At 66.3% G+C, this 12,222-nt stretch carries 11 protein-coding genes; 4 read left to right on the forward strand and 7 right to left on the reverse strand.

Annotated elements, in window-relative coordinates; genetic code table 11:
• Positions 1-53 precede the first annotated feature (53 nt).
• Entirely contained in the window at positions 54-1,316 is a 1,263-nt protein-coding gene (locus tag SMD10_RS01075; RefSeq protein ID WP_331683773.1) for a hypothetical protein, read from the reverse strand.
• 329 nt (positions 1,317-1,645) lie between these two features.
• Between SMD10_RS01075 and SMD10_RS01080 the strand changes: the two genes are divergently transcribed.
• The 3 genes from SMD10_RS01080 (at position 1,646) to SMD10_RS01090 (ending at position 4,428) form a co-directional block, all read left to right on the forward strand.
• Positions 1,646-2,107, forward strand: a complete 462-nt coding sequence (locus SMD10_RS01080; protein ID WP_331683774.1) for a ferritin-like domain-containing protein — start codon at positions 1,646-1,648, stop codon at positions 2,105-2,107.
• A gap of 310 nt (positions 2,108-2,417) precedes the next feature.
• Positions 2,418-3,449 carry an aspartate-semialdehyde dehydrogenase gene (locus tag SMD10_RS01085; protein ID WP_331683775.1) on the forward strand — a complete coding sequence of 344 codons (1,032 nt, stop codon included), beginning with the start codon at positions 2,418-2,420 and terminating at the stop codon, positions 3,447-3,449.
• An 88-nt stretch (positions 3,450-3,537) separates the two neighbouring features.
• Positions 3,538-4,428 (forward strand): alpha/beta fold hydrolase, encoded by an 891-nt coding sequence (locus SMD10_RS01090; protein ID WP_331683776.1) that lies wholly within the window; start codon positions 3,538-3,540, stop codon positions 4,426-4,428.
• 159 nt (positions 4,429-4,587) lie between these two features.
• On the opposite strand, the gene cowN is transcribed toward SMD10_RS01090, so the two are convergent.
• Positions 4,588-4,881 carry a N(2)-fixation sustaining protein CowN gene (cowN, locus tag SMD10_RS01095; protein WP_331683777.1) on the reverse strand — a complete coding sequence of 98 codons (294 nt, stop codon included), beginning with the start codon at positions 4,879-4,881 and terminating at the stop codon, positions 4,588-4,590.
• 264 nt (positions 4,882-5,145) lie between these two features.
• On the opposite strand from cowN, the gene SMD10_RS01100 reads away from it, so the two are divergent.
• On the forward strand, positions 5,146-5,808 hold the full coding sequence (locus SMD10_RS01100; RefSeq protein ID WP_331683778.1) for a YiaD family glycine zipper/OmpA-like lipoprotein: 663 nt from the start codon (positions 5,146-5,148) through the stop codon (positions 5,806-5,808).
• Positions 5,809-5,936: 128 nt separating this feature from the next.
• Here the strand turns inward: SMD10_RS01100 and SMD10_RS01105 are convergent, their stop codons facing one another.
• The 5 genes from SMD10_RS01105 to SMD10_RS01125 form a co-directional block, all read right to left on the reverse strand.
• Positions 5,937-6,776, reverse strand: coding sequence for a patatin-like phospholipase family protein (locus SMD10_RS01105; RefSeq protein WP_331683779.1), 840 nt, complete (start codon positions 6,774-6,776; stop codon positions 5,937-5,939).
• A 13-nt stretch (positions 6,777-6,789) separates the two neighbouring features.
• Positions 6,790-8,121, reverse strand: coding sequence for a M16 family metallopeptidase (locus SMD10_RS01110; protein ID WP_331683780.1), 1,332 nt, complete (start codon positions 8,119-8,121; stop codon positions 6,790-6,792).
• A gap of 92 nt (positions 8,122-8,213) precedes the next feature.
• A complete protein-coding gene (locus SMD10_RS01115) occupies positions 8,214-9,704 on the reverse strand; it encodes a M16 family metallopeptidase (RefSeq protein ID WP_331683781.1) in 1,491 nt (496 codons plus the stop codon).
• Positions 9,705-9,817: 113 nt separating this feature from the next.
• Entirely contained in the window at positions 9,818-10,372 is a 555-nt protein-coding gene (gene rsmD, locus SMD10_RS01120) for a 16S rRNA (guanine(966)-N(2))-methyltransferase RsmD (protein WP_331683782.1), read from the reverse strand.
• A gap of 6 nt (positions 10,373-10,378) precedes the next feature.
• A complete protein-coding gene (locus SMD10_RS01125; protein WP_331683783.1) occupies positions 10,379-12,172 on the reverse strand; it encodes a pseudouridine synthase in 1,794 nt (597 codons plus the stop codon).
• Positions 12,173-12,222: the final 50 nt, after the last annotated feature.

Consider the following 12,222-nt stretch of genomic DNA (forward strand, 5'->3'; position numbering starts at 1 on the left):
CGACGGGCGTCTGAAGCATCGTTCCTGACGAGCCGGCCACGCCGGCTCCGGGATTATTTGTCTTCGTTGTCGTCCTCGGACGCGAACTGTGCGAGCAGCGCTGCCGGGTCGAAATCGTCCGCCTCATCATCATCCGCCGCCGCGGCCAGGAGCGAAGCCGGGTCGAAGTCTGCGTCCTCTTCGGCTTCCTCAGCCCCGTCGGAGCCGGCGTCCAGCAGAGACGACGGGTCGAACGCGGTATCGTCGTCGAAGCTCACGTCCCCGTCGAGCACCGATGAGAGGTCGACGTCCTCCGCCTCCTCGTCGGCCTCGACGTCGTCAGCGGCATCGGCCAGCAGCAACGCGGGATCGAAGTCGGCGGCCTCGTCGTCTTCCGAGACCTCCGCCAGGAGCGAAGCCGGATCGAACTCGCCATCATCGTCGGAGCTCGCCGCCGCTTCGAACAGCGAGGATGGATCGAAATCCGCTTCGTCCTCCTCCGTCGCCTCGGACATCTCCTCGGCCAAGCCGCCATCGAGCAGCAACGAGGGATCGAAATCGGTGTCGCTCTCGAAGCTCACGTCACCGTCGAGCAGGGAGGAAGGATCAAACTCCTCTTCCTCGTCACTATCCTCCTCTCCGGCGGCATCGGCCAGCAGCGAGGCGGGATCGAAGTCGGGTTCGGTGTCGAAGCTGGCATCGCCTTCGAACAGCGATTGCGGATCGAACGCGTTCTCGTCTTCGGCCTCGTCGGCCTCTGCATCCAGCAGAGACGACGGATCGAACGCGGCATCGTCCTCGAAGCTCGCATCGGTGTTGAAGAGTAATGTTGGGTCGAAATCCGCCTCCAGCTCGAAATCCGCCTCCACCGCATTCTCGTCGACCGCATCCTCGGGGTCCTCCTGGCGATAGGAGGGTAGATCGTCGAGGCCCGGCTGCAGCGGCGGCAGGATCTCCACCGAGACCCGACGATGCTCCGACGCGTCATCGAGGATCGTACGGTAGGCGCTCATCGCCATACCCCTGCCGACCATGAACCGGTCGCCCGGCTCCGGCAGCGGCAAGTCCGCCAGGAACAGGGAGTCGAAGCGCTGCTGTGGGTCCCGGCCCTCGGGGCGCGCCTTTCCGGGCGGCAGGATCGTGCCCGCCGGAGCCGGCGGAGCCCCGCCGTGCGGGTTGTCCTCCCCTATGGCCCGGCGAATACGCTCCGCCTCGGCATGGGCCCGCGAATGGGCCGCATCACGCTGATCCTGCGATTGCTCGTCGTCTCTGCGCCGTTGCACCGCGCCGAGCAGTTCCGCCAAACGCGATTCACCAACCACGTTCTCGACTGCCATACAGACACCTCCTGACCGTAGCCGAAGGATAGGCGGAAGGCACCTAACTCGCGTCTGCCGCAATGCCGACAATTCGAACGATCGGCCCATGCCGTGACAAGCTGGTGAAAAGAGCGCTAGCGGGATGCCGACAATTCGAGCGATCGGCAGCGCCGCGCATCGCCTGATGCGACCGTCGATCGGTCCGCGATGCGGCCCCCGACCGGTCGAGCCGGCGTCCCGTTCCCGGCTAATCGCTTGCACCGGCCGAGGCGGAACCGGGACGCATGCGCGGGGTTCATCAGCTTAGCGAAGCAAACCCCGAAGAATGGAAGGAAAGGGACAGGATCATGGCGACGAAAATCGGGACGGAGTCGGACTTCGGCGAGCTGGTGCAGAACCTGCTCACCCTGGAGCATGATGCGATCGCCGCCTACGAGTCGACGATCGAACGCCTGGACAGCGCCATCTACAAGGATCAGGTGAGCGAGTTCAAAAGCGACCATATGCGCCACGTCGTGGAACTGACCGCGCTGGCGCAGCGTCTCGGCGTCGAGCCGCCCACCGAGGGCGACCTGAAGCAGTATCTGACGACCGGCAAGGTGGCGCTCGCCTCCATGATGGGCGAGCAGAACATCATGAAGGCCATGGCGACCAACGAGGACGACACCGTCGCGGCCTACGAGAATGCCTCGACGAACACCGTGGCAGACGCCGCGGCGATCGACGTCTTCAAGAAGGCGCTCACCGACGAGCACAAGCACCGCGCCTGGTTCAAGCAGGAATCGCATTCGCACACGGCGCGCGAATAGGCGAGCTGCGTCCGGGCGGGCTATGAGTGGCGGGTGTCCAAGCCGGACGTCCGCCATTTTCGACGGTTCCGCCTTCGGTACACCGTCCTCCTGACAGGCCGCAGGACCGGCACGCGGCATTTTGCAGCGCTCCTTTTCCGGAACGCGCCGTTTGACTTTTTCGTGTCCCCGCCGCATAGAACGGCGCATGTTCACGCGCTTCTCGACGAAAACGACGACCTGACCCGCGTCCACCCCGCTTGTCTCCCCCGGGGTGGGACGACGAGCGTGTGTCAAGGTCCAGTCGGGGAGCTGAGGACGGGGTTTCCAAATGGGTTACAAGATCGCTGTTGCCGGGGCGACCGGCAATGTCGGCCGTGAAATGCTCTCCATCCTGGAGGAGCGCGGCTTTCCGGCCGACGAGGTGGTGGCGCTCGCGTCGCGCCGCAGCCAGGGCAAGGAGGTCTCTTTCGGCGACAAGACGCTGAAGGTGAAGGCGCTCGAGAGCTACGACTTTTCCGATACCGACATCTGCGTCATGTCGGCCGGCGGCTCGGTCTCCAAGGAGTGGGCCCCGAAGATCGGCGCGCAGGGCTGCGTCGTCATCGACAATTCGTCGGCCTGGCGCTACGACCAGGACGTGCCGCTGATCGTGCCGGAGGTGAACGCCGACGCCGTCGTGGGCTTCACCAAGAAGAACATCATCGCCAACCCGAACTGCTCCACGGCGCAGCTCGTGGTGGCGCTGAAGCCGCTGCACGAGGCGGCGACGATCAAGCGCGTCGTGGTCTCGACCTATCAGTCGGTGTCCGGTGCCGGCAAGGAAGCCATGGACGAGCTCTTCGAGCAGAGCCGCGCGGTCTTCGTCGCCGATCCGATCGAGGCCAAGAAGTTCACCAAGCGTATCGCCTTCAACGTCATCCCCCATATCGACGTCTTCATGGAAGACGGCTCGACCAAGGAGGAGTGGAAGGTGATGGCCGAGACCAAGAAGATCCTCGATCCGAAGATCAAGGTCACCTGCACCGCCGTGCGCGTGCCGGTCTTCATCAGCCACGGCGAGGCCGTCAACATCGAGTTCGAAAAGCCGATCACGGCCGACGAGGCGCGCGAGATCCTGCGCGAGGCGCCAGGCTGTCTGGTCGTCGACAAGCGCGAGAACGGCGGCTACGTCACGCCCTACGAGGCGGCCGGCGAGGACGCGACCTATATCAGCCGCATCCGCGAGGACCAGACGATCGACAACGGCCTGTCCATGTGGGTCGTCTCGGACAATCTGCGCAAGGGCGCGGCGCTCAACACCGTCCAGATCGCCGAGCTGCTGGTCAATCGCGGGCTGCTCAAGGGCCGCAAGGCGGCCTGAGGCGACTGGCATTCGTCATCGCCGATTCGGCGCCCGCAAGGGCGCCGGACGCTATTCGCCCAGCGCAAAGACATCGGCGGTCGGCCGAATGAAGACCGCTGAGTGTCGAATCTCCTCGGCTGAGAGGCACTCCTCTCTAGGGCTGAATCGTTGTCCAATGCGAGAAACGATTGCCAGCCGCCGATATCCACGCGACAGGAGGTTTCCGATGCACCGTGGGGGAACGACGATCGCCATCGACGGCGTGCGTCTGTACGTTCAGCAATGCGGAGATCCTTGGGGTCGTCCCGTGCTGTTCCTGCATGGCGGGGCAGGCAGCCTCGACGACTGGGACCCGCTGATCGAACGGTTTTCCCACTATCGCTGCATCCTGCTCGACAGCCGGGGCCACGGCGCATCGACACGTACGCAGCAGCCGTTAAGCTATCCGCGTCTCGCCTCTGATACCGAAGCGGTGATCGCAGCGCTCGAACCGAAACGTCCGATCATCGTCGGGCACAGCGACGGCGGCATCACCGGGATCCATGTCGCCGCCCGCGACAGAATCGAGTTGGCCGGGCTCATCACCATCGCTGCCCATGGCGACGCGCCGGGCGAAGAAATCATGCGCGAAATCTACCAACCACTGACAGCCGCGCTTTGGCGAGCCCGCTTTCCCGAGATGGTCGCGGCTTACGAGCGGCTGAATCCCAACGCCGACTTCGACGCTTTCTTCGAGTGGTTGGTCGCAATGTGGCGCGATACTTCTGCCGGCAACTACCCCGGCGAGCGGACCGACGACATCCGCTGCCCGGCCCTCGTTATCGGTGGAGACGCCGATCATCTGGTTCCGCGCGAGGAAACGGTCGCGCTCGCGGGCCGAATCGACGGAGCGGCACTGGGGCTGGTGCCAATGGGCAGCCATGTGCCGCACTGGGATTGCCCCGACTTCGTCGGCGGATGGATCGAGGGCTTCATCGAGGGACTGGCGCCGGGGTAACCCGCCACGGCCGCGAGCGACCGAGGCCGCCTCACATTCGCTCTCGGTTCAGCGTGACAGTTGGCACATTTTCCTGGTCGGTTCCGGCACGTCTATCCACCACTCGATCTGGCCGCTCAGCCACACGCGGCTGCGCTGGGCGCATCCTGCTTTTCGCCGTCAGCAGCACTCCACTTCGAGCTTGTGCAGGATCGCCAGGCCCTCTTCGTCCTCGTGCTCCTCGAACAGTTCGGTCATGGTGGAAACGGCGGCGCAGAGGAGGCAGAGCTCGTCGGCCTGACGGTTCGCCGCATCCTGCGCCTTTTCGAGTTTCGCCTTGAACTGCTCCCAATAGGCGTTCGATTTTTCCGGGTCCTCGATGTGCATCAGCACGCGCTCGATCACGGCGCGAGCATTGGCGTCGCAATCGATGCCCTTGAACGAGACATAGCGGTCGGGCGGTGAATTTTCCAAAAGATCAACCTTTGCAAGGATGTGGCGGCGCCGGCAGGCGAGACTTGCGCGAAGTCGACCGCATCATGGTGCAATCATGGTGCAATGCAACATGAAATTGGACGGCGACTCTTCGGCCCGGCGAGCGGAAGGCAGGGTGGACCCGCGGCAGGCGACCGGGACCGGAAATCGCCTCAATCCGGCCAATTGTGGCCTTTATCCGCTCATACGAATCAACTAACGGCCAAGCTGAAGGGCCGACGACCAAAGGGCTGGATTGAAAGCATGAAGAAGATCGCGCTTGCTCTTGCGCTGTCCGCTGCGTTAGCGGGCTGCACCACCGATCCCTATACCGGCGAGCAGAAGCTCTCCAACACGGCGGGCGGCGCCGGCATCGGCGCCGGCGTCGGCGCGCTGGGCGGCTATCTCGTCGGCCGGGCGACGGGTCAGGACGCGGGCAAGGCCGCGCTGGTCGGCGCCGGCATCGGCGCCATCGGCGGCGCCGGCATCGGCGCCTACATGGACAACCAGGAGGCCGAGCTGCGCCGCCAGCTCCAGGGCACCGGCGTCTCGGTCACGCGCGTCGGCGACCGCATCATCCTCAACATGCCGTCCAACATCACCTTCCCGACCGACGGCGACAGCATCCGGCCGGAATTCTATCCGACGCTGAATTCGGTGGCGATCGTGCTGCGCAAGTTCGACAAGACCATCGTCGACGTCGCCGGCCACACCGACAGCCAGGGTTCCGACGCCTACAATTTCGCCCTGTCGCAGCGCCGCGCCTCGTCGGTCGCGCAGTACCTGACCGGCCAGGGCCTGAACCCGCAGCGCTTCAACGTCCAGGGCTTCGGCGAGAGCCAGCCGATCGCCGACAACGGGTCCGAGGCCGGCCGCGCCCAGAACCGCCGCGTCGAGATCGCGATCTCGCCGCTGCAGGCGGGCTGAGTCCCGATCGCGACGGGGCCCGGTCGCGCCGGCCGGGCCTTTCGCTCGAAGGAATTGCAAGAAGGCCCGGTCGGCTGTCAGCCTGCCGGGCCTTATTGCATGGTCGGCCCCTGGAACGGAAACCGGGCTCAGGCGCCGTCGATCGTCTCCAGCCGCGCCGCAACGGCGCGCTTGACCTCCTCGCGGGCTGACTGGGTTGCGGCGAGAATGGTCGGCGCCTTGAAGAAATCCAGCACCCCGAAGCCCGAGACGGCCGGACGCACCAGCAGATCGGGGGGCCGAATCTTCAGCTTGGTCTCGATGATCGACTGCATCATCAATTGCGAGGCGCCGAACATGGCGTCGAGCGGCGTCGGGATCTGACCGGGGTCGCCCTCCGGACCGCCCGTGACGTCCACTGCGACGACGAAATCGGCCTTGTCCTGCAGAAGATCGAAGGGCAGCGGATTGGTGATGCCGCCGTCGATCAGGATCGCGCCCTCGCGCGACACTGGCCGGAACAGCGCGGGTATCCCCGCCGAAGCCGCAAGCGCCACCATCAGGTCGCCCGTATCGATGGCGCATTCCCGGCCGGCATAGAAATCGGTCGCGACCACGATCAGGGGGATCGTCAGATCCTCGAAGGAAGCAGGGACCCGGCCTGGCAGAAAGGCCGTGAGCACGCGCTTGGCGTTGAGCTGGCCCAGGCGGAAGCCGCCATCGGCGAAGAATTCGGAAAAATTCGGCGGACGCGTGCGCCACAGCCTGCTGGCGATCTGGCCGCTGGTAAGGTTGGCGAGCGCATAATCTCGGATCTCGGCCCCGCTCATGCCCGCAGCATAGGCTGCGCCGATGATGGCGCCGATCGAGGAGCCGGCGATCGCCGTCGGCTTTACCCCGAGATCGTCCAGCGCCTCCAGGACATGGATGTGGGCCAGGCCGCGGGCCCCGCCGCCGCCAAGGGCCAAGGCGATTGGATCAGCACTCATACCAGCCAGTTTGTCAGCTTCCGGCCGGCCCTACGGTCACGACGGTGGGATCGGCCGAGAACAGCTGCTTGGCCATCCGCTTGACGTCGTCGAGCGTCACCGCGTCGATCAGGCCGCCACGCCGGTCGATATAGTCGATGCCGAGACCGTCGAGCTGGATGCCCACCAGGGTGGAGGCGATCGACAGGGAGGAGTCGAGATTGTTCACGGCATAGGCGCCTTTGACGTAGGCTTTGGCCTTGTCCAGCTCCTCCTGCGTCGGCCCCTGATCGGCCATCTTCTTGATCTCGTCGCGAATGATCTTTTCGCTTTCGGCGGCGGCGTCGGCGCGGGTCGCCGTGGAGATGCCGATCATGGCGGAATGATCGAAGGCGGCCAGGAACGAGGAGATGCCGTAGGCCAGACCGCGCTTCTCGCGAACCTCCTGATAGAGATGCGAGGTGAAGGTTCCGCCACCGAAGATCTGGTTCATCAGATAGGCGGCGAAGAAGTCGGGATCGTCGCGCATGACGCCCGGCAGAGCGAATTGCAGGCTCGTCTGCGGCACGTCGAGCTCGACATTGATCGTCTTGCCCATGACGGGATCGACGTCCTTGACGGCCGGGAGATCGGCCTTGTCGGCCAGCGGACCGAAGACCTGATCGAGCTTCCGGCCGAGCGTCTCGCTGTCGATCGCGCCGACCACTCCGATATAGAGGTTGTCCTTGGCAAAGCCCTTTTGCCGATAGGCGCGCAGGTCATCGACGGTCACGGCGTTCAGCGATTGGACGGTGCCCTCCGACGGCCGCGAATAGGGGTGGCCCGGAAACACCGCCTCGCGGAAGGCCCGCCCGGCCTTTTCGTGAGGATCGTTCTCGTCGGCGATGATGCCGGTGGCAATCTGCCCCCGGATCCGCGCGACCGGCTCCTCGTCGAAACGGGGTTGGTTGAGCGCCAGCGTCAGCAGGTCGAAGGCCTCGTCCTCGTTTTCGACGAGGGTCTGGAAATTGCCCATGAAGGCGTCGGACGTGGCGTCAAAGCTCAAATTGATGCCGAGTTCGTCGAGCTTCGACTGGAACTCCTGGCTCTTGATGTCGCCTGCGCCCTCGTCGAGAAGTCCCGACAGGAGGTTGCCGGTTCCCGCCTTGCCGTCCGCGTCGAGGGTGGAGCCGGCGCCCTTGAAGGCGAATTTCACCGCAATCAGGGGATTGGTGTAGTCCTCCACGAGATAGGCCTTGATGCCGCCCGGACTGGTGACCTCCTGAATGTCGACGGCCTCGGCCGGCCCGAGCGAGAGAAGACTCGCGCCGAGCGTCAGAAACAGGGCAGCGATGGGATGGGCGAACGATCGCGGGATCAGGGTCATGCGGTCTCTCGATGAGTGGAAAGGCCGGGTCAGGCGTCTCGGCTCATTGCCAGGGTTGAGAAGCAAGGCGGAAAAGCAGACGGTCATATCCGTCAGGACGGGCTGTCGGGACCAATCACCGGCGCCGCGGCCGGACCTTCGGCCGCCGGCCGTCCGGCGCCGGGCTCGGGCTTCAGGTACCCGGTCACCGAGCGCTCGGGCTTCAGATATTTGCGGGCGACGGCGTTGACCTGGTCGACGGTCACCGCCTCGATCCGGTCCGGCCACGTCTCCACATCTTCGATGCTGCGACCGGTGGACAGGGCAGCGCCATAGCGCCGAGCCATGGCCGCCTGGTTGTCGCGCTCGTAGATCACGCCCTTGCGCACGTGGTTCTTGGCGCGTTCCAGCTCGTCCTCGGTGATGCCGTCCTTGACGACCTTGGCGATTTCGGCGTCGAGTGCGGCCTCGATCTGGTCGAGGGTCGCATCGCCCCGAGGGGTGCCGTAGATGATGAACTGGCCGTCATCCAGCGCCGTTCCGGCATAGTAGGTGCCGGCACCCGCCGCGATCGCCTGATCCACGATCAGCGAGCGATAGAAGCGGCTGGTGGTGCCGCCGCCCAGGATATCGGCCAGCACGTCGAGCGCTTCGGCCTCGCCGCTCTCGGCATTGCCATCCGAAGGGACGAGATAAGCGCGCTGCAGGCTGGGCTGCGTGACGCGCGCATCGGTCAGCGTCACGGTGCGTGCCGTAAGCGGCTCGGGCTCCTGCGGCCGGACGCGCTGGCCCGGATCGGCGCGGCGCGGCACCATGCCGTAGGTCGCCTCTGCCAGCTTGCGCACCTCGTCGGATGTGACGTCGCCAGCGACGATCAGCGTGGCATTGTTGGGCGTATAGTACTTGTCATAGAACTCGATGGCGTCCTCGCGCGACAGCTGTTCCATCTCGTTGCGCCAGCCGATGACCGGAATTCCATAAGGGCTGTTCTCGAACAGCGTGGCCTGGACCGACTCGGAGAGCTGGGCGCCGGGATCGTTGTCGGTGCGCATCCGCCGCTCCTCCAGGATGACGTCGCGCTCGGGCAGGACCTGTTCGTCCGACAGAACGAGATTCTCCATCCGGTCTGCCTCGAAGCCCATGACCATTTCCAGCTGGTCGGCAGCGACCTGCTGGAAGAACGCGGTATAGTCCTGGGTGGTGAAGGCGTTCTCCTGGCCGCCGATATCGGCCACGGCCTGACTGAACTCGCCTTCGGGATGCTTCTCGGTGCCCTTGAACATCAGATGCTCGAGGAAGTGGGCGATGCCGGACACACCCGGCTGTTCGTCGGCTGCACCGACCTTGTACCAGATCATGTGGGTGACGATCGGCGCCCGGTGGTCGGGAATGACGACCACCTGAAGCCCGTTGTCGAGCGTGAAGCTGTCGATCTGGGACTGCTTGGCCTCGACCTTCTTCTGGGCCTGAGCCTCGGACGAGGACACCACCTCGCCCTGGGCCTTGGGGACCGGTTGTTCGGCCCAGGCCGCCGGTGCCAAGGTGCCGGTGGCCAGCGCAGTGGCGAGAAGGCAGAGACGGGCGCGGCGGACGAGGCTGATCATCGTCGAGAGGGCTCCTTGATAACGTCTGCGGGCCGGCTGGCAGGCGATCGCCTACATAGTCCGACCTTCGGGCATCGCGCCACTTACCATTTGGTTAGGCCGCGATTGTGACGTTATTGCAGGCGAAGGAAGCGCAGGACGCTGTCGCCCATCCGGCGCTCGTCGACGAGGCGGAAGCCGGCCGGAACCTGAAACGCCGCGTCGGCGGCCTCCTCGACGACGCAGAGCGCGTCCGGCTTGAGCCAGCCGCCATCGGCGGCGCTCGCCAGCGCGGCGTCACCGAGACCCTTGCCATAGGGCGGATCGGCGAAGAGCAGGTCGAAGGGCTCCATGGTGCCGACGACGCCGAGACGGGCCGCGTCGCGGCGGAAGATCTTGGTGCGGCCCTGCAGCCCGAACGCTTCGATATTGGTGCGCAGCAGCCCCCGCCCCTCGACGCCTTCCTCGACGAACAGGCAGAAGCGGCTCCCCCGCGACAGTGCCTCGAGCCCAAGCGCACCCGTTCCCGAAAACAGGTCGAGCACGCGCCGGCCGTCGAGATCGAAGTCGAGGCCGTGCGCGAGAATGTTGAACAGGCTCTCGCGATTGCGGTCCGTAGTGGGGCGGATCCGGTCGGATTTCGGCCCCGCCAGCGTCCGGCCACGAAGCGCGCCACCGACGATCCGCATGCCGCCTCAGTCCTGCGAACGAGGGCGCCGGGGACCTCGGGTCGTCGGGCGATCGCCCTTCGGTCCGCGGGCGTCGTCGCGCCGCTCCGGTCGCTGCGAGGCGGAACGGCCCTTCGGTGCCGAGCGCGGCGCATCGGCGGAGCGGCCCTGGCCTTCGCCCGCCGGCTCCTGGGGGCGCGGGCGCTTGCCGCCGCCGCCGGGACGGGCGCCGGGCGCCATCCAGACATTGGCGTGGCGGCGGCCGGGACCCGGCCGCTTGGGCGCCGAGGGGCGATCGGCCTGGTCGTCCGCCTCGCGCCGATCACCGAACCGGCCACGGCCCGGCTTGGTGTCGAGCCGCTCCAGCGCCTTGGTGCGCTTTTCCTCGCCGAAGCGCTTCTTGTTGGGCCGTTCGGGCCGGTCCGGCTTGCCGCGGCTTCCCGTCGTCGCCCCTTCAGACGAGCTGATCCACTCGCTTCGGCTCTTGGGCGGATTGGCGGCGTCCGCGGTCTTGTCGGTCGCGACCGCCTTGTTGGAGAACGGCGTGGTGACGGGCGCGTCGAAATCGGCGCCCGATTCCTCGATCAGCCGCTCGCCGAGCTGATCGCGCAGGGTGCGGCCCTTGATCTCGCGCACCGCCCCCTCTTCCAGGTCCGCCAGCTGGAACGGACCGAACGACACGCGGATCAGCCGGTTCACCTCCAGGCCGAGATGGCCGAGGATGCGTTTGACCTCGCGGTTCTTGCCTTCTCGCAGGCCGACCGACAGCCAGACGTTGGAACCCTGTTCGCGCTCCAGTGCCGCCTCCACCGCGCCATAGAAGACACCGTCGATGGCGATGCCCTGGCGCAGCTCGTCGAGCTGGGCCTGCTTGACCGTCCCGTGCGCCCGCACCCGGTAGCGGCGCAGCCAGCCGGTGGCCGGCAGCTCCAGCGTCCGCGCGAGACCGCCATCATTGGTAAGCAGCAACAGCCCTTCGGTGTTGATATCGAGGCGGCCCACGGACAGAACGCGCGGCATGTCCTTGGGCAGCCGCCCGAACACCGTCGGCCGGCCCTCGGGATCGCGGTTGGTCGTCACCAAGCCGGCCGGCTTGTGGAAGAGCCACAGTCGCGTGCGCTCGATCGCCGGCAGCGGCGCGCCGTCGATCTCGATGCGGTCGGCGGCGGTCACGGTGACGGCCGGGGTGTCGAGCACTTTGCCGTTCACTTTCACCCGGCCGTCGGCGATCATGCCCTCGGCATCGCGGCGCGAGGCGATACCGGCGCGCGCAAGTCGCTTGGCGATGCGCATTCCGGCCGCATCTTCGGCTTCGGCTTCCACCCGGCGCGGCGGTCTCGATGTCCTCGGAGCGGATTTCGGGACACGCTCACCGGGCTCCGAGCGGCGATCGTCGCGCCCACGGCCTTCGAACCCGCGCGAGCGGCCGCCTTCGTCCCGACGACCGTTCCCCGGCGTGCGTTCCGAGCGCTCGCCGGCGCGGGGCCGCTCCTCCGATCGTTCGCGACGCTTGCCGAAGGCGGCACCGCCCGAGCGGCCACGCGCGGCCTCATCGCCGAGGGTGCGCGGCTTGCCCCCATCGGAGGCCTTGGCCGCCACCCGGCCATAGCTTTTCGGTTTGCCGTCGCCGCGAGCCTCGGCGCCACCATGGGACAGCATGCCGTAGCTTCTCGGCTTGAACGGCTTGGATTCCCCCGATGCGTCGGAGCGCGAAGCCTTGGGGCGGAAGGGCTTGCGCGCGCCGCCGCCGGACGAACCCGATCCACGGTCGCCGCGGCCGCGCGGTTTGCCGCCGCGGTCATCTCTGGTCTTGTCGTTCATGACTCTTTGCCTTTGCTCGCGCGCTCATTATCAGGTGATGGAACAACGGG

The organism is Consotaella aegiceratis (assembly GCF_036541425.1).
GTDB classification, from domain to species: Bacteria; Pseudomonadota; Alphaproteobacteria; order Rhizobiales; family Rhizobiaceae; genus Consotaella; species Consotaella aegiceratis.

Bases quoted from the DNA above. Each gene is read 5' to 3' on its own strand.
- SMD10_RS01080 (WP_331683774.1), top strand. From the start codon at position 1,646: ATGGCGACGAAAATCGGGACGGAGTCGGACTTCGGCGAGCTGGTGCAG.
- SMD10_RS01125 (WP_331683783.1), bottom strand. From the start codon at position 12,172: ATGAACGACAAGACCAGAGATGACCGCGGCGGCAAACCGCGCGGCCGC.
- SMD10_RS01100 (WP_331683778.1), top strand. From the start codon at position 5,146: ATGAAGAAGATCGCGCTTGCTCTTGCGCTGTCCGCTGCGTTAGCGGGC.
- SMD10_RS01115 (WP_331683781.1), bottom strand. From the start codon at position 9,704: ATGATCAGCCTCGTCCGCCGCGCCCGTCTCTGCCTTCTCGCCACTGCG.
- SMD10_RS01085 (WP_331683775.1), top strand. From the start codon at position 2,418: ATGGGTTACAAGATCGCTGTTGCCGGGGCGACCGGCAATGTCGGCCGT.
- SMD10_RS01110 (WP_331683780.1), bottom strand. From the start codon at position 8,121: ATGACCCTGATCCCGCGATCGTTCGCCCATCCCATCGCTGCCCTGTTT.
- SMD10_RS01090 (WP_331683776.1), top strand. From the start codon at position 3,538: ATGAAGACCGCTGAGTGTCGAATCTCCTCGGCTGAGAGGCACTCCTCT.
- rsmD (WP_331683782.1), bottom strand. From the start codon at position 10,372: ATGCGGATCGTCGGTGGCGCGCTTCGTGGCCGGACGCTGGCGGGGCCG.
- SMD10_RS01105 (WP_331683779.1), bottom strand. From the start codon at position 6,776: ATGAGTGCTGATCCAATCGCCTTGGCCCTTGGCGGCGGCGGGGCCCGC.
- SMD10_RS01075 (WP_331683773.1), bottom strand. From the start codon at position 1,316: ATGGCAGTCGAGAACGTGGTTGGTGAATCGCGTTTGGCGGAACTGCTC.